The following is a 15661-nucleotide window of genomic DNA, read 5'->3' on the forward strand; positions in this document are numbered from 1 at the left end:
ATATAAAAGTGGGATTAAATAAGGTTGAACTTACCCAGAACGTGTTATACTGTTTAAAAGAAACTTGTATCAAACAATAAATTAATGTCAGATACTTTGATCTCATATTTTGATCCAAAATCTAAATCTGATGTAAACCCAACTTCATTTGGAAAAAAGCCGATTCCTTCTTGGAAAGTCGTGGCTTTCTTTTTTTTGTTACTCTTCTTAGTTTTGATGTTTTTCTTTTTTAATTTTGAAGTATTGCTGGTTGTATGATTAAAATCATTAAAATATAGTTTGTTGCTGTCTAAATGGCTAAGAATTCCAAAATGCTCATTTCCATCTTTAGTTAAAATTAATAATGGATTGCCTATGTGATTGCTTATCGTTTTCTTATCCAATGGCTCTATAGAAAACATAGGCCATTCACCTCCTACAAATATCCATATATAAAATAACATATTCAAAAGTTGAGGATTTGGAATAGACGAATAACTATTTAGTACGAGCCCATTTTTAGCAGCTACCATATTCATCTTTTAAGTTAATTAATGAAGTTGGATTTTGTTTATTTATGGCTTAGAAATTGAATGGTTATTGAATCATATAATTTGGTTATGCTAAACTTCTATAAAGATAGGTAGAAAAATACGGATGAAAGAATGATGATGAGATGAATAATTTAAACAACAATCAATCAGGCGTTACTTTTTTTATTTTTGGAGCTACTGGAGATTTAGCAAAACGTAAATTGTACCCAGCAATTTATAGCTTGTTTAGAGAGGGAAAACTAAACGAACGCTTCACAGTCATTGGTCTTGCAAGAAGACATCGTTCTAGGGAAGAATTCCAAAACGATGTATATCAAGCCATTCAAGAATTTGCTCGTTATAAAATTGATCAAGATGATAACTGGGAAAGTTTTGTGCAGCATTTTGAATATATGTCTTTGAATACAAATGATTTAAATGCTTTTTATGAATTAAATCAACTTACAGAGTCCTTAGAACAAAGATTTGATATTAAAGGAAATAGATTGTTTTATTTAGCGCTTGCACCTCAATTGTTTGGTCAAGTTGCCAATCATCTTCGTGATGGTGGACTGTTAAACAGCAGTGGATGGCACCGATTGGTTATTGAAAAACCATTTGGGTACGATCTACAGTCCGCTGAAGAATTGAACGCACAAATTAGAGAAGTGTTTGAAGAGGAAGAAATATATCGAATTGATCATTACTTAGGGAAAGAAATGATTCAAAATATAGAAGTCATTCGTTTTGCAAATGCCTTCTTTGAACCATTATGGAACAATAAATACATAGCTAATATTCAAATTACACTAAGTGAAACGGTCGGAGTAGGAGATCGCGGTGGGTATTATGAGAACTCTGGCGCACTAAGAGATATGGCACAAAACCATATGCTTCAAATGGTTGCAATGATGGCTATGGAACCACCTAGCAGAATGGAGTCTGAAGATATAAGAGACGAGAAAGTAAAAGTTCTACGTTCTATTAGATCTTATTCAGATACACAGGAAGTAGGGGAGCATGTTGTTCGAGCGCAATACACAGAAGGTGTATTAAATGATAAAACTGTTCATGCATACAGAGATGAAGATTCTGTTTCTAAAACTTCAAACACAGAAACATTTTTCGCAGCAGAATTATACGTAGACAATTTTCGCTGGGCAGGTGTTCCTTTTTATGTACGTACAGGTAAAAGACTTCCTTCAAAAGCTACAGAAGTAGTAGTGGAATTTAAAAATATACCTGAGAATGTATATTTTGCTAAAACGAATCAATTAGAACCTAATCTGTTGGTATTCAGAGTTAATCCACAGGAAGGTATATATATTAAATTCAACGCGAAAAAGCCGGGCGGTAAATCTATGATTATTCCTGTAGCAATGGATTTCTGCCAAAGCTGTGAAGTAGGTTTAAATACCCCTGAGGCGTATGAAAGATTGGTACTTGATGCTATGAGAGGAGATTCAACCTATTTTACAAGATGGGATGAAGTTGCATCGGCATGGAAATATATTGATTCAATTTCCAATGCTTGGTCTCAAAATACAAATGATTTGCAGTTTTATGAAGCAGGTTCGTGGGGACCTGAAGGAATGATACAATTATTGCAGAAAAAAGGGTTTAAGTGGTGGCCGGTCCATGGTCAAGATGAAGCAGAAGTTACATGGGTACAGGCGAAAAGTGAAAAATAGGGGGCATTATTCATGTTTAAAATATATGATATATCCATGACGATTCACGAAGGGATGCAGGTGTATAAAAATAAAGAAGAAAAGAAGCCCAAAATTGAAACAGCTTCTGACTTTTCCAACTCATCTGCTTTTGAATCGATATTAAGTTTAAATGTACACACAGGAACACACCTTGATGCTCCTTTACATATGATTGAAGGTGGAGAGACAATTGAGACCATTCCACTTGAAAACCTTGTATCTACGGCAAGGGTGTTAGATTTAACTCATGTGGAAGGACAAATTGGAAGATCTGATTTAGAGCCTTTTGCTATTCAAGAAGGTGAATGGTTGCTTTTTAAAACAAAAAATTCATTTTCAGAACAATTTGATTTTAATTTTGTATATTTAAATGAAGATGGAGCAGCTTTTTTAAGAGATAAAAATGTAAAGGGCATTGGAACAGATGGTTTAGGAATTGAACGTGCCCAACCAGACCATGAAACGCATAAAATATTATTTGAGAATAAAATTGTTATTGTTGAGGGTTTAAGATTAAAGGACGTACCATCAGGAACATATTTTATGGTTGTTGCTCCCTTAAAATTAGAGGGTATTGATGCAGCTCCAGCACGTGCATTTTTATTAGGACAGTAAGAATTTTATTTAGTATAAGGTTTCACATTTCACTAAAGGTTAGACATATACAGCCCGTTAATTCCCTTATTGAGGTAAGTGGGGTTACGGGTTGTTAAAAAATATGATAGTTAAAATTATTGAATTGTAATTTTAGAAAGGGTTTATACATGAATCAAACTTCAAAAGGACCATTAGAAAATGAAGTGAATAAAAGACGAACATTTGCCATTATTTCTCACCCTGATGCAGGGAAGACGACTTTAACAGAAAAGCTGCTCTTATTTGGAGGAGCCATTCGCCTTGCAGGTACCGTAAAAGGAAGAAAAGCTTCTAAACATGCAACATCAGATTGGATGGAAATTGAGAAGCAGAGGGGAATATCTGTAACTTCAAGTGTGATGCAATTTGAGTATGAAGGACACAAAGTCAATATCCTAGACACACCAGGTCATCAGGATTTTAGTGAGGATACTTATCGAACTTTGACTGCAGCAGATAGCGCAGTCATGTTAATTGATTCTGCAAAAGGTGTGGAGGCTCAAACAAGAAAGTTATTTGAAGTGTGTCGCAAGAGAGGTATTCCAATTTTTACTTTTATTAATAAGATGGATCGGGAAGGACAGAATCCATTTGATTTATTAGAGGAAATTGAAAATGTACTTGGTATCCGTTCTTTTCCTATGAATTGGCCAATAGGCTCAGGTAAGCAGCTTTGTGGAGTATATGACCGTCATGCAACAAGAGTAGAATTGTTCCAGGGGGACAATCATGATGAAATTAAAGTTCAGGAAGTAAGTGGATATGATGATGAAATTATAAAAGAATTTACAACAGATTATTTATTTGAGAGTTTAAATGAAGATTTACAGCTGTTGGACGTAGCAGGAGACGAATTTGATCTTGAAAAAGTAAAAAAAGGAGAACTTACACCTGTCTTTTTTGGAAGTGCGATAAACAACTTTGGGGTTCAGACATTTCTTGATAACTTTTTAAAGCTAGCTCCTAGTCCAGTATCAAGAGAGAGTAATCAAGGAGAAATTAGTCCAAGTGATAAAAATTTCTCGGGTTTTGTTTTTAAAATCCAGGCTAATATGAATCCTGCTCACCGTGATCGTATTGCTTTTTTACGTATTTGTTCCGGTGAATTTGATCGAGGAATGAGTGTAAAACATATTCGTACAGGTAAAAATATAAAACTGGCACAACCTCAACAGTTTATGGCTCAAGATAGAGATATAGTTGAGCAGGCATATGCAGGTGATATCATTGGATTATTTGATCCAGGCATATTTAAAATAGGGGATTCATTAAGCACTAAAGCGAATGTGCAATTTGATGAACTGCCAACATTCCCACCTGAATTGTTTGCAAAAGTGCTCATTAAAAATGCACTAAAAACGAAACAATTTCAAAAAGGCATTGAACAATTAACCGATGAGGGAACTGTACAATTTTTCCGATCTATAGCAGGAGATGAAAAAATCTTAGGGGTTGTAGGTCAATTGCAATTTGAGGTTTTTGAATATCGAATGAAGGTAGAGTATGGTGTAGATATTGAGATGCATCGATTAAGCTATCAATTATCAAGATGGATTCAAGCGGATAAAATTGATCCAACAAAGTTCAGAATTAATTCACAACTGGTATTAGATAAAAATGGGAATCATGTTGCCTTATTTGAAAATGAATATGCGATGAGAACTGCGATGGATAAAAATGAAAATGTACAATTTTTAGAGCATCCTCCACAATAAAGAATCAGTTTATATAATTTGTGTTATTTGATTAGGTAATGGAAGAGAAAGGGAATGTCTCAGTGCTTTTAGAAATATATTGTTTTAAAATAACGGAGGCAACCCTTTCCATGGTTGAGCTATTAGTGAGGTATATGATTTTCCAAGGTAGAAACTAAATGGTTTTGAGTTTGTTCGTCCGATTTTTCCCAAATCAACTCAAATATTACACCTAAACCAGGTAAGGTCCTTTCATCATTGTTAACAGAATCATTAATAATATCATGCAGTTCTGACTGGTTTTTATTTTGCAGCTTTTGGAAAATAGCTTGTCTTAAGTCCATCATTATTGAAAACCTCCACATCATGTCGAATATTTATTATTTTGCTCCATTTTTATGTTTAATATCAATTTTGTTTACACCTCAAAGGAGGAGCTTTTTTTGAAAAAACAGTTTGCCGTTGTTGGAATGGGACGCTTTGGGTCTAGTGTTGCAAAAACGTTATATCATATGGGTTTTGAAATATTGGCTATAGACTCTAACGAAAGTCGCATTCAAGAAATTATTAATGAAGTTACCCATGCTGTCCAGGCAGATACTACTGATGAAGAAGCCTTAAAAGCGATAGGGATTAGAAATTTTGATGTCGTTGTTGTAGCCATAGGACAAGATATTCAAGCAAGTATTTTAACAACCTTGATACTTAAGGATTTAGGCGTAAATACTTTAATTGTGAAAGCACAAAATGATTTGCATGGTAAAGTTGTGCAAAAAATTGGTGCTGATAAAGTCATTTTCCCTGAAAGAGACATGGGTGTGCGAGTTGCACATCATTTAATATCTCCAAATATTATTGACTATATAGAGCTTTCTGGTGATTACAGTATTGTGGAAATTAAGGCAGCATCTAGAATGATTGGGAAAAACTTAAGTGAATTGCATATACGAGCGAAATTTGGCTGCAACGTAATAGCTATCAAAAGTTCGGATAAAATGAACATAGCTCCCCATGCAGAGGATTTAATTAAAGAAGATGATATCTTGGTTGTTGTGGGTGACAATGAACATTTGCAAAATTTTGAAATGTCATTTCGGGAGTAAGTGATACATATGAAAATTACCTCTTTAACAAATAGTCATGTAAAAGATTGGGTGAAGCTCTTAACTAAAAAGGGCAGAGATCGTCAGAGGAAATATATAGTTGAAGGAGCTCATTTAGTTAAGGAAGCACTCAATAGTACAAATGTAAATATAGAGCATGTTGTTTATTCAGAGGATAAAGGCATTCCAAATGAATTGTTGGAATACAAAGAAGACAGATGGATTAGTGTTAGTCGCGAGATCATGGTTAAATGCTCCGATACAAAAACACCACAAGGTATTTTTGCTGTTATTCATATAAAAAATTGGGGCGAGACATCATTATTTAATGACAAAGCTTTGGTAGTTGTTTGTGATGCGATACAAGATCCTGGTAATTTAGGGACGATTATTCGAAGTGCTGATGCTGTAGGTGCTTCTGGTATTATTTTAGGAAAGGGATGTGTGGATTTACATCATCCCAAAACGGTTCGCTCTACAATGGGGTCTCTTTTTCATTTGCCTATTGTAGAACGGGATTTAAATGAAATACTAAAGAAGGTAGAGAATAGTTCAATTCAGGTCATCAACACTAGTTTACAAGCAGAATCAAACTGTTATGAAATTGATTTAACTGCTGGAAGCTGGTTCATTGTAGGGAATGAAGGAAGCGGTGTATCTCCTGAGTTAAACCATTATGTTAATAAACAAATTAAAATTCCAATTGAGGGACAAGCGGAGTCTTTGAACGTAGCTATGGCTTCAACGATTATGTTGTATGAGGCTTTGAGGCAGCGTAAGTATAGGGTTTGATTGTGTTTACTCTTATACGCTCCACTTGTGATAAGCAAAGTATATTTGCATATTTGAAAGAAGGAAAAGACTTTTCATAAGCTATTCCTTCTTTTTTTTGCATTAAGAACATAAATTTATTTAAAAGGAAGTGTGGATGATATTGGTTAAGCGGGGGGCAATCATACATGAGAAGAAAAAGAAGGTGGAAAAGCAGAAAAGCTGTTAAAAGAGGGAGCAAAAAAAAAGTGTTTTTTTTAGTAGTTCTTATCTTTACGCTCATTTCTGTTCAAAGTTTTATTTTTGTAGAGCGAAACTTACGTCCCCCATTAATGAATGTTGCCAAAATTAGAATAAAACAGATTGCAACACAATCTATAAATGCATCAATTACAGAGCAAATATCTAGGGGAACTGATGTTGAACGATTAATTGAGTGGCAGTATGATCATACTGGAAAAATAACGGGGTTTATGTTGAATTATTCTGAGCATATGAGAATTGCATCTGAGACAGTGAGCATTGTTCAAAAGACGTTGGATGATTTACAGAAAGTACCGGAGTCTATTCCATTAGGTCAAGCGTTAGACAGTGCAATCATTGCTTCATTTGGCCCCGAAGTTCCGATTAAATTTGTACCTGCTGGTGCGGTCAAAGTTGATCTAAATACGAGAAAAGAAGACGCTGGAATTAATATGATTTTAGTTGAAGTTTACATTCGTATTATTACTGAAGTTACAATCATCATACCATTTGATACTGAACCTGAAATTGTAGAAACGGAAGTCCCTATAACATATCTATTAGTAGTAGGAGATGTTCCAACTTATTATTTTGATAATAATGGTAAACCAATGGATTCATTAAATGGAACGAGTCCGATTCCACCAATTTCTCTTCCTGAATTTAATCAAATTGAAGAAAATGATACGCAAACAGAAAACTAATCATTTACGATTTTTTCGCTCCTCACGTTCCCATTTTCTTAAGTAATGATAAGGGTCAAAAGACCATTCACTATATCCGTTATCTCGATATAATCCATAGTGTAGGTGAGGAGAAAATTTACCTTGTGTTCCTGGTTTACCATAACCTGAACTTCCTACCCATCCAAGGACTTGACCAGGTTCTACGATGTCTCCTTGTTCCACTTCTTTGTTGAATCCAGATAAATGAGCATAGTAGTGATAAACGTTATTTAGATCTCTTATTCCTACACGCCAGCCTCCATAACGATTCCAGCCCATGACTTCAATAACACCGTAACAAGTACTACGTACAGGCACACCATGACGAGCAAATATATCAGTTCCTTCATGTATTCGGAATCCACCAAAACTTCTTCCTGCTCCCCATGTACTGCGATACGAATAATCTGAACGAAGTGGTACTGGAAAAGCATGCTTGTGTAAATCTAATGTTCCATACTTTTCATAAATCGTAGCAAATTGTTCAATTCTTTTCACACTTCTTGAATTTTGATAATACTCCCACAAGGCAATATGTAGATCATCTTTGGATAAGCCATATTTTAAAATGTGCTGTGTTATCGTGTATAATACATCTTGATCATTACTCCACTCTGCCAGCCCGTCTCCTGATCCATCTCTTCCAACACCGTTAAAGAATAATATCGATTTTATATTTGAATCATCGATATCTGGGTTTAAATACCCTACCCAACTTTCTTTTGAAATATGAATACCTATTAGGCCTTCTCTGATCGGTCTTTGTTTTGGATTTGCGATACTAAGTGATCTTTCATATTGATCTATAGCTGCTAAATAAAACCAAGGTATTCCAGTGACCAAGCTTATTTCCTCGTATAGCTGTTGACGCTGTTCGTATATTTGTTTTATGCTAGGTTCTTCCTTTTTATTTGCAAGCGAAGGATTAACAATAGAAGAAAACATAAAGAGCATTAGGATAAGTATACGAATGCAATACAATTGTATTTTTTTCAATATGATCCCTCCAAAAATGTTGGCTATTTATATAGAAATGTAATGATTAGTTGTTATTTAAATGATCTGATTGTTTTTTAGATTGCTCGTTGAAACTTTGGTTTATCCAATCCAAATTTTACAAAGGTGGCAAGTTTTTAAATCCATTGTTATAATACATATACATATTAATTCTTAAGAACCCAGGAAGGGTAGGGATAAACATGGCTACACAAACACCACAGAGAAAACCAGAATGGTTAAAAATAAAGTTGCCTTCAGGTGAACAACTTCAAGAATTTAAAGAACTTAAAAAAACGATGCGAACAAAAACACTACATACTGTGTGTGAGGAAGCAAAATGTCCAAATATTCATGAATGCTGGGCAAATAGAACAGCTACTTTTATGATATTAGGGGATATTTGTACACGAGCTTGCCGTTTTTGTGCTGTAAATACAGGGCTTCCAAATGAGTTGGATATGCAGGAACCAGAAAGAGTTGGAGAAGCTGCTGAAAAGATGGGATTAAAACATTGTGTAATTACTTCAGTAGCACGAGATGATTTGGCTGATGGAGGGGCGCTTATTTTTGCAGAGACAATCAAAGAAGTAAAAAAACGTCTTCCTTTCTGTGATGTGGAAGTATTGATACCTGATTTTATGGGAAATGAGGATGCTTTATATAAAGTCTTAGATGCCAAACCAGAGGTGTTAAATCATAATATTGAAACTGTGGAGAGATTATCTGATCGAGTTCGCTCAAAGGCAAAATATAAACGTTCACTTGAATTGTTGCACAGATCAAAATTATATAAGAGTAAAATACCTACAAAATCAAGCATAATGATTGGAGTAGGAGAAGAATGGGATGAAATCCTTCAAACCATGGATGATTTAAGAGCAGTGGATTGCAATATACTAACTATAGGTCAATATTTGCAGCCAACAAAAAAACACTTATCAGTTAAGAAATTTTATACACCAGAGGAATTTGCTTTGTTGAAGGAAGAAGGTATGAAAAGAGGGTTTAGTCATGTAGAAGCTGGACCTTTAGTACGAAGTTCTTATCATGCACGCGAGCAGAAGGAAGCTGCTAACGAAACGTTAAATGCTAGATAAAACTTTCCTCATGATGAGGAATAAAGTTAGTGCTTTTTCTCAAGGAGGATAATTAGAAAGATGATCCAGATTACAGGGAAGTCATTTGAACTTATTAAAGATCATAAAAACGGCTGGAATCAAGAAGCATTTCGTTCAAGATACAGTGAAGTGTTAGATCGATATGATTTTATCGTTGGAGATTGGGGTTATAGCCAGCTTCGACTAAAAGGTTTTTACAATCATGGTCATACAAAGGCAACAAAAGAGTCTTCCATTAATAGCTTTGAGGATTATATTTACGAATATTGCAATTTTGGATGCGCATATTTTGTTTTAAAAAAGGTTAAAAAAACCAATCAACAAACATAAATGTATAAAAGAAATGGGCTGAAAAAGGCAGAATTTCATTATGTAATTGGTGTTTTCATAGTTAACGAATACTAAACGTAATAAACCGTCCATATTAGGACGGTTTATTACGTTTATGTAAAAATATTTAATTTGATTCATTCCCCACAAAAGCATCCTTAACACGATTCCAGAATGGAAACGGGCGATATCTTGCGAAACGGACCTTTTTATGAGATACACTGCTGCGAATTGAAATAATATCATCATGTTCAAATTGTAAATGGTCTACAGAAAGTAATATTTTTTGTTTTGCTTTTGGATAAATATCACAGTGATGATGTTTCGGTAAAATAATGGGTGAACCTAATGTTCTAAATACTCTATTATTGATAGATGCGATTTCTGTAATTTGAATGGAAGGCAATGCAGGGTGAATAATTCCACCACCCAAGCCCTTGTTATAAGCTGTACTTCCGGACGGAGTTGAAATACAAATACCGTCGCCTCTAAACATTTCAAATTGATCATCATTAATATCAAGTTGGGCTACTAAAGTAGCATGTATTCCTTTTATCGTAATTTCATTCAATGCATAATAAATCCTTGTATCCTTTATGGTTTTAATTTCTAATTGTACGATCGGATATTCAACAATAATCTGCTCTGAATTTCCTTTTTCAACCATCAAGCTTAACAGTTGTTCAATTTCATTAGGTTTCCAATCTGCATAAAACCCCAGATGCCCTGTATGTATACCTACGAATGATATATGGTCTAGGTTTTGAACAAATTTATGGAATGCATATAACATGGTTCCGTCTCCACCAATGGATACAGCAATATCAGGTGATTTTTCATCAAGAATCATATTGTATTGGTTTGCTAACTTATGAAATTTATGAGATAGCTTTAAAGAAGTTTCATCCCCACGGTTCAAGACGAAATATTTCAAAAGTGTAACCCCCTACAAATCATTTGCTTTGCTTTATCCATCATATACAAAAATCATTTATAAAACAATCTTAAATAGGACAACTTGCTTCTTACACTTAATGAAGTTTAAATACAAATTGAAATAGTTTGAAGAGCATATATATGAAATACAAGCTGAGTGTACAAATAAGTAAAAATGAAACAATCCATAATGAAAAGGAGAAAATGAGTGAGTGGTATTGAGTTTCTGAACTTATATTCATCGCAGGTATAAAAAAAGTAAGTGTTTTTTGATGAGATTGAAAGGGAGTCCATAATAAAAATACGAGAACAGCGGCAAAAATTCCGTGACATAGTCTAGCAAACAAAAATGGATGATAACGTAAATTTGTTGTATGTAAAAGACTCATGATTTGAGCATGGACGGAAAGTCCACCCCAAGAAACAACAAAAGCGGCAGCAGCAGTTTTGGTCATTAAACTTGAGTCAGCATCAGCTGCTGACTTAGCTCCTAAGGTTACTTCAAATATGCCGTTAATGATAACTTGGGAAAGTTCTGCAGGGAGTCCAAATATGGGCAGCAGCAGATGAAATATTTCATTAAATAAATTCAAAAAATTTGTGATGGTTAAGATTTCTAAAATAACTGAGAAAAAAACAACAAGTCCACCTACAACAAAGATTAATCTGATGGAAGCCTCTATCGCTTCATATATAATAACCCCTAGGGCTCTACCATCTTCTAAACGAGCTTTATGCATGGATCTAAAAGCTCGAAATAAAATAAACCCTGATTGTTTGGAAGTATGATTTGTAGTGTTTATAGCTAAGTTCCTTCCATGAAATCTCATCATTAATCCGACAATAATACCTGCTCCATAATGTGATGTAGCCAAGATAAGCGCGAGATTCGCATCGTGGAAAAATCCAACTGATACTGCTCCTATTAAAAATATCGGATCAGATGTAGAAGTGAATGAAACAAGCCTTTCTCCTTCAATTTGATTCACAAGTTTCTGTTCCCACAATTTAGAGGTTAATCTTGCACCAACAGGATAACCTGAAGCAAAACCCATTGTCATCACAAAGCCACCAATTCCAGGTACTCGAAATAATGGGCGCATGATGGGATCAAATAAAGTCCCGAAGAAATGTACAATACCAATTCCCAGTAAAATCTCAGACACGACTAAAAAAGGAAAGAGTGCAGGAAATAAAACATCCCACCAAATCGCAATTCCTCTTAAGGCAGCTTCTAAACTATTTGTCGGGTAAATAAAGAATAAAACAACAAAAATCAAACTGATGAATGGGATCATGTATAATGCATTTTTTGTGCTGGGGAGCATCAAAAGCCCTCCTTAAGGTTCTACATTTGAACAAGCTTATTTACCATAGTATGAAATGGTTGACGGGTTCATTCCGAGAATAAGTACGAGGATTCAATGTGATATAATAAATAAGCAGAACAAACTTTAAGTAAAGAAGGGCGAGAAAATGGAAGATAGAACTATATATGAAATGATTGGCGGGGAATCGACGATTCGAAAAATTGTGGAAACTTTTTATCTTATCGTGCAAAAGAATCCTATGATCGGACCATTGTTTCCAGAGGATATCACGCCAGTGATGGAGAAGCAATACTTGTTTTTAACCCAATTTTTTGGTGGACCTCCTCTTTATTCTGAACAATACGGACATCCTATGATGAGGGCAAGACATATCCCGTTTGAAATAACGAAAGAACGTGCTGACGCTTGGTTAATCTGTATGAAAACTGCACTTACTCAAATAGATCTTGATGAGAACCTTCAATCTATATTGTTAGAAAGGTTATCTGGTCCTGCATATCATTTTATTAACAGTTAAAATAGAACAAAGCGAATTTATTCGCTTTGTTCATCCTCTTTTTTAGATAACTCCGCTAGTTTTTGCATTAAAATATGCTGAGGCATATGCATTAAATGTTCGATCGGGACATTTAGCTTTTTAGCTAGTGCTTGAGCTGTTTCAGGTGAAATTTGTAGTGGTTTCATGTTAAACTCTCCTTTTGTTTTTATATCAAGGGATTTATGTTCTAAGCTTCACTTCACTTTTACCAAATATTCTTTAATCAATGGGGTCATATGTATATTATATCATTTTTAAATTGTCTTGAAAGATGAAAAAGGCATGTTAAAATAAAATTATAAACATTCTGACTTTTTTCGTCATTTGTTCAGACTCTTTGTTATCATACAAGTGAGAATGGGGACATAAAAGGGGGAAGCTTTAGATGGGTAATTCGTATTTTTTTACCGGATTTCCGGGTTTTATTGCTAGTCAGATTATACATCAATTGATTAAGGAGCAGGAAGAAGTAGATCACATTTATGTACTAGTTTTACCGAATATGTATAAGGAGGCTGAAATAGAAGCGGCTAATCTCTTAAAGGATCGAGGTCTACAAAAAGATTGTTTTACAATAATTGAAGGGGATATAACTAAAGAAAACCTTGGTATAGCAGATCATTATAGTGAAAATCTTTTTTCTACTATCACCCATGTTTTTCATCTTGCAGCCATATACGATTTAGCTGTTCCAAAAGATATAGCTTATCTTGTTAATGTAACAGGAACAGAACATGTTAATCAATTTGTTAAGCGCTTACAAAAATTAAAGCGTTACATATACTTTAGTACTGCATATGTAGCTGGAGATCGTAAAGGAAAAGTATTGGAATCGGACCTTGAGGGGAATCATCAATTTCAAAATTATTATGAAGAGACGAAATATGAAGCAGAGATATTAGTTAAAAAAATAATGAAAGACATACCAACTACGATTATACGACCTGGGATTGTAAAGGGACATTCTGAATCAGGGGAAACGATTAAATTTGATGGTCCTTATTTTATACTTAACTTCTTAGATCGACTTAAGTTTCTCCCAATCCTTCCGTATATAGGACCAGGAGAAGTAGAGCTTAATCTAGTCCCTGTGGATTATATTATTGCTGCTTCTTGTTATTTGGGTCATACGGAGGTTGGAAAAGGAAAAACTTATCATTTAACAGATCCATCTCCTTATAAAGTGAAAGATGTATATTCGGCACTAATGAACGAATTGCTGCAAAAAAAACCTACAGGTAGAATCCCAATAGTAGTTACAGCTTTCCTTTTAAATATAAAGTTTGTTCGAAAATTTTTACGAGTAGAAAAAGAAGCTTTGGATTATTTTAAGTATGAGGCCAAATTTGATTGTCAGAATGCCGTAGAAGATTTAAAGGGATCGGGGATCAGCTGTCCTGATTTTATGGAGAAACTGGAGCCGATGGTTAATTATTATAAAACACATAAAAATGATGAAAAGAAACAATTAGTCATTCGATAAGTTGAATGATGATTAATAAACAAAATCACCTGAATGTTCAGGTGATTTTTAACTTTAAATAGGTTTTGTTTGTGTAAATAAGAAGCTAATGTTATTACTTTAATTTGAAAATTTCTATGGATTGTTGAAGCTTAGACGCCTTATGAGTCATCTGTTCGGAGACTAGAACTACTTCTTGAACAGAAGAAATTTGTTCATTCATGGATGCTGATACCTCTTCTGTACCTGCTGCGGATTGTTGTGTAATAGCAGAAATGTTCTCCATAGATTCAGATATTTTTTTTGCACTTAAAAGCATTAGTTCGCTTTCCTTTGAAAATTCATAAATTCGATCTGTAATAAATTGAATGCTATGTACAATTTCACTAAAAACCTTTTCTGTTTCTTGGATCATAAACGTTTGATTTTTAACGATTTCTTCATTTTTCTCAATATTTTCAATTGCTTGTTTAATTCCATGGTCGATGCTCTTAACTAAATTAAAAACTTCCTTTGTTGATTCAGTAGATTCCTCTGCCAAATTCCTTACCTCTTGAGCAACTACTGCAAAACCTTTACCGTGTTCTCCAGCCCTAGCAGCTTCTATCGAGGCATTTAAGGAGAGGAGGTTCGTTTGTTCTGCAATTTCAGAAATCGTTTTAGTTATTTTTGAGATTCCGTCCGCTTGTTTAGCTAATTCATTTATGGTTAAAGAAACGTGATTAGTAGCTTCTACAGTATCCTTCATACCTGCACTTTGACTTTCTACTGCATTTCGTCCTTTGTCTACTAATTGTAATGTGTTTTGAGAATGTTTATTCATTTCTATCGTTGATTCAGTATATGTACTGACTTTTGTTTCAATGTTTTGAATAGATGTTGAGATGTTGGATACATCCTCTGAAATCTCATTTGCACCCGTAGCTAATTCATTTGTAGATAAGTTTACCTGATCTAAAACATCACTTAATGATTTGTTTTTTAAATAAATGCTTCTGCTTGAATCAGAAACCATTTTAGAAATACTTAATGTATCTTTTAATGTATTGTTCATCCGTTCAGACATTTTGTTAAAAGCGCTAGCCAGCTCGCCGATCGAATCTTCTGATGTGATATATAATTTTTGCTGAAGGTCTCCCTGCGCTATTTTTATTGCTGCTCTTGAAATATTATCAATAGATTCACTAACAATTTTTTCATGTTTTAAAATAAATGGATAGCTTAATGCTAATAAAACTACAACTATGATGGAAACGATCAGTTTGCTTTCGGCAAAGAGAATGGAAACTGTTGAAAATACAGCTAGAATGGAATATACTCCGATCAAAAGTTTATTTTTAATAGACAGCTCATTATACCAACTCACTACGTCAACTCCTTTATAAATGTTAAAATTTTCTGATTTTATTATATCATCAGTTATAAAAAAAAACTATGAAGTTGTCAGATTGTGATATATGATGACGAATGATGAAGAAAAAACAATTTACAAATATAGAATTTTGTATTATTATATTTACAAATATGTAAAATTTAACATATTTCTACTCT

17 protein-coding genes are annotated in these 15661 nt (G+C 34.1%); 10 read left to right on the forward strand and 7 right to left on the reverse strand.

The window, feature by feature from the left end; all coding sequences use genetic code 11:
* Window positions 1–53: 53 nt before the first annotated feature.
* Window positions 54–401: a hypothetical protein gene (locus Q5Y73_RS00190; RefSeq protein WP_305989835.1), complete on the reverse strand. Its 348-nt coding sequence runs from the start codon at window positions 399–401 to the stop codon at window positions 54–56.
* 254 nt (window positions 402–655) lie between these two features.
* On the opposite strand from Q5Y73_RS00190, the gene zwf reads away from it, so the two are divergent.
* From zwf to Q5Y73_RS00205, 3 genes are all read left to right on the forward strand, one after another.
* Entirely contained in the window at window positions 656–2203 is a 1548-nt protein-coding gene (gene zwf / locus Q5Y73_RS00195) for a glucose-6-phosphate dehydrogenase (protein WP_305989836.1), read from the forward strand.
* Window positions 2204–2215: 12 nt separating this feature from the next.
* Window positions 2216–2839, forward strand: coding sequence for a cyclase family protein (locus Q5Y73_RS00200; RefSeq protein WP_305989837.1), 624 nt, complete (start codon window positions 2216–2218; stop codon window positions 2837–2839).
* A gap of 149 nt (window positions 2840–2988) precedes the next feature.
* On the forward strand, window positions 2989–4575 hold the full coding sequence (locus Q5Y73_RS00205; protein WP_305989838.1) for a peptide chain release factor 3: 1587 nt from the start codon (window positions 2989–2991) through the stop codon (window positions 4573–4575).
* 122 nt (window positions 4576–4697) lie between these two features.
* Here the strand turns inward: Q5Y73_RS00205 and sspI are convergent, their stop codons facing one another.
* On the reverse strand, window positions 4698–4901 hold the full coding sequence (gene sspI / locus Q5Y73_RS00210; RefSeq protein ID WP_305989839.1) for a small acid-soluble spore protein SspI: 204 nt from the start codon (window positions 4899–4901) through the stop codon (window positions 4698–4700).
* A gap of 96 nt (window positions 4902–4997) precedes the next feature.
* Between sspI and Q5Y73_RS00215 the strand changes: the two genes are divergently transcribed.
* From Q5Y73_RS00215 to yunB, 3 genes are all read left to right on the forward strand, one after another.
* The gene (locus Q5Y73_RS00215; protein WP_305989840.1) at window positions 4998–5657 is read left to right on the forward strand and encodes a potassium channel family protein; all 660 of its coding nucleotides are present in this window, start codon (window positions 4998–5000) and stop codon (window positions 5655–5657) included.
* 9 nt (window positions 5658–5666) lie between these two features.
* On the forward strand, window positions 5667–6449 hold the full coding sequence (locus tag Q5Y73_RS00220; protein WP_305989841.1) for a TrmH family RNA methyltransferase: 783 nt from the start codon (window positions 5667–5669) through the stop codon (window positions 6447–6449).
* A gap of 167 nt (window positions 6450–6616) precedes the next feature.
* Window positions 6617–7375, forward strand: coding sequence for a sporulation protein YunB (yunB, locus tag Q5Y73_RS00225; RefSeq protein WP_305989842.1), 759 nt, complete (start codon window positions 6617–6619; stop codon window positions 7373–7375).
* Here the strand turns inward: yunB and Q5Y73_RS00230 are convergent, their stop codons facing one another.
* Window positions 7376–8341: a M23 family metallopeptidase gene (locus Q5Y73_RS00230; protein ID WP_305990830.1), complete on the reverse strand. Its 966-nt coding sequence runs from the start codon at window positions 8339–8341 to the stop codon at window positions 7376–7378. It lies immediately after the preceding gene.
* A gap of 254 nt (window positions 8342–8595) precedes the next feature.
* On the opposite strand from Q5Y73_RS00230, the gene lipA reads away from it, so the two are divergent.
* Window positions 8596–9492 carry a lipoyl synthase gene (lipA, locus tag Q5Y73_RS00235; RefSeq protein WP_305989843.1) on the forward strand — a complete coding sequence of 299 codons (897 nt, stop codon included), beginning with the start codon at window positions 8596–8598 and terminating at the stop codon, window positions 9490–9492.
* Between the two features lie 60 nt (window positions 9493–9552).
* Window positions 9553–9843 carry a YutD family protein gene (locus tag Q5Y73_RS00240; RefSeq protein WP_305989844.1) on the forward strand — a complete coding sequence of 97 codons (291 nt, stop codon included), beginning with the start codon at window positions 9553–9555 and terminating at the stop codon, window positions 9841–9843.
* A 127-nt stretch (window positions 9844–9970) separates the two neighbouring features.
* On the opposite strand, the gene Q5Y73_RS00245 is transcribed toward Q5Y73_RS00240, so the two are convergent.
* Complete coding sequence (locus tag Q5Y73_RS00245) at window positions 9971–10777, reverse strand: NAD kinase (protein WP_305989845.1); 807 nt, start codon at window positions 10775–10777, stop codon at window positions 9971–9973.
* A gap of 97 nt (window positions 10778–10874) precedes the next feature.
* On the reverse strand, window positions 10875–12107 hold the full coding sequence (gene spoVV / locus Q5Y73_RS00250) for a dipicolinic acid transporter SpoVV (RefSeq protein WP_371320115.1): 1233 nt from the start codon (window positions 12105–12107) through the stop codon (window positions 10875–10877).
* A 148-nt stretch (window positions 12108–12255) separates the two neighbouring features.
* Here spoVV and Q5Y73_RS00255 point away from each other — a divergent pair, with 148 nt between their 5' ends.
* Window positions 12256–12627 (forward strand): globin domain-containing protein, encoded by a 372-nt coding sequence (locus tag Q5Y73_RS00255; protein WP_305989846.1) that lies wholly within the window; start codon window positions 12256–12258, stop codon window positions 12625–12627.
* Between the two features lie 17 nt (window positions 12628–12644).
* On the opposite strand, the gene Q5Y73_RS00260 is transcribed toward Q5Y73_RS00255, so the two are convergent.
* On the reverse strand, window positions 12645–12794 hold the full coding sequence (locus tag Q5Y73_RS00260; protein WP_305989847.1) for a YycC family protein: 150 nt from the start codon (window positions 12792–12794) through the stop codon (window positions 12645–12647).
* A gap of 239 nt (window positions 12795–13033) precedes the next feature.
* On the opposite strand from Q5Y73_RS00260, the gene Q5Y73_RS00265 reads away from it, so the two are divergent.
* On the forward strand, window positions 13034–14131 hold the full coding sequence (locus Q5Y73_RS00265; RefSeq protein WP_305989848.1) for an SDR family oxidoreductase: 1098 nt from the start codon (window positions 13034–13036) through the stop codon (window positions 14129–14131).
* Between the two features lie 94 nt (window positions 14132–14225).
* Here Q5Y73_RS00265 and Q5Y73_RS00270 read toward each other — a convergent pair whose 3' ends face one another.
* Window positions 14226–15476: a methyl-accepting chemotaxis protein gene (locus Q5Y73_RS00270; protein WP_305989849.1), complete on the reverse strand. Its 1251-nt coding sequence runs from the start codon at window positions 15474–15476 to the stop codon at window positions 14226–14228.
* Window positions 15477–15661 lie beyond the last annotated feature (185 nt).

This window comes from Chengkuizengella axinellae (assembly GCF_030730905.1).
GTDB classification, from domain to species: Bacteria; Bacillota; Bacilli; order Paenibacillales; family KCTC-33759; genus Chengkuizengella; species Chengkuizengella axinellae.

What these genes read in the sequence shown, in the direction of transcription:
- Q5Y73_RS00265 (WP_305989848.1), top strand. Translation starts at nt 13,034, where the DNA reads ATGGGTAATTCGTATTTTTTTACCGGATTTCCGGGTTTTATTGCTAGT.
- Q5Y73_RS00220 (WP_305989841.1), top strand. Translation starts at nt 5,667, where the DNA reads ATGAAAATTACCTCTTTAACAAATAGTCATGTAAAAGATTGGGTGAAG.
- Q5Y73_RS00190 (WP_305989835.1), bottom strand. Translation starts at nt 401, where the DNA reads ATGTTTTCTATAGAGCCATTGGATAAGAAAACGATAAGCAATCACATA.
- Q5Y73_RS00240 (WP_305989844.1), top strand. Translation starts at nt 9,553, where the DNA reads ATGATCCAGATTACAGGGAAGTCATTTGAACTTATTAAAGATCATAAA.
- Q5Y73_RS00260 (WP_305989847.1), bottom strand. Translation starts at nt 12,794, where the DNA reads ATGAAACCACTACAAATTTCACCTGAAACAGCTCAAGCACTAGCTAAA.
- spoVV (WP_371320115.1), bottom strand. Translation starts at nt 12,107, where the DNA reads ATGCTCCCCAGCACAAAAAATGCATTATACATGATCCCATTCATCAGT.
- lipA (WP_305989843.1), top strand. Translation starts at nt 8,596, where the DNA reads ATGGCTACACAAACACCACAGAGAAAACCAGAATGGTTAAAAATAAAG.
- zwf (WP_305989836.1), top strand. Translation starts at nt 656, where the DNA reads ATGAATAATTTAAACAACAATCAATCAGGCGTTACTTTTTTTATTTTT.
- Q5Y73_RS00205 (WP_305989838.1), top strand. Translation starts at nt 2,989, where the DNA reads ATGAATCAAACTTCAAAAGGACCATTAGAAAATGAAGTGAATAAAAGA.
- sspI (WP_305989839.1), bottom strand. Translation starts at nt 4,901, where the DNA reads ATGATGGACTTAAGACAAGCTATTTTCCAAAAGCTGCAAAATAAAAAC.
- yunB (WP_305989842.1), top strand. Translation starts at nt 6,617, where the DNA reads ATGAGAAGAAAAAGAAGGTGGAAAAGCAGAAAAGCTGTTAAAAGAGGG.
- Q5Y73_RS00255 (WP_305989846.1), top strand. Translation starts at nt 12,256, where the DNA reads ATGGAAGATAGAACTATATATGAAATGATTGGCGGGGAATCGACGATT.
- Q5Y73_RS00200 (WP_305989837.1), top strand. Translation starts at nt 2,216, where the DNA reads ATGTTTAAAATATATGATATATCCATGACGATTCACGAAGGGATGCAG.
- Q5Y73_RS00230 (WP_305990830.1), bottom strand. Translation starts at nt 8,341, where the DNA reads ATGTTTTCTTCTATTGTTAATCCTTCGCTTGCAAATAAAAAGGAAGAA.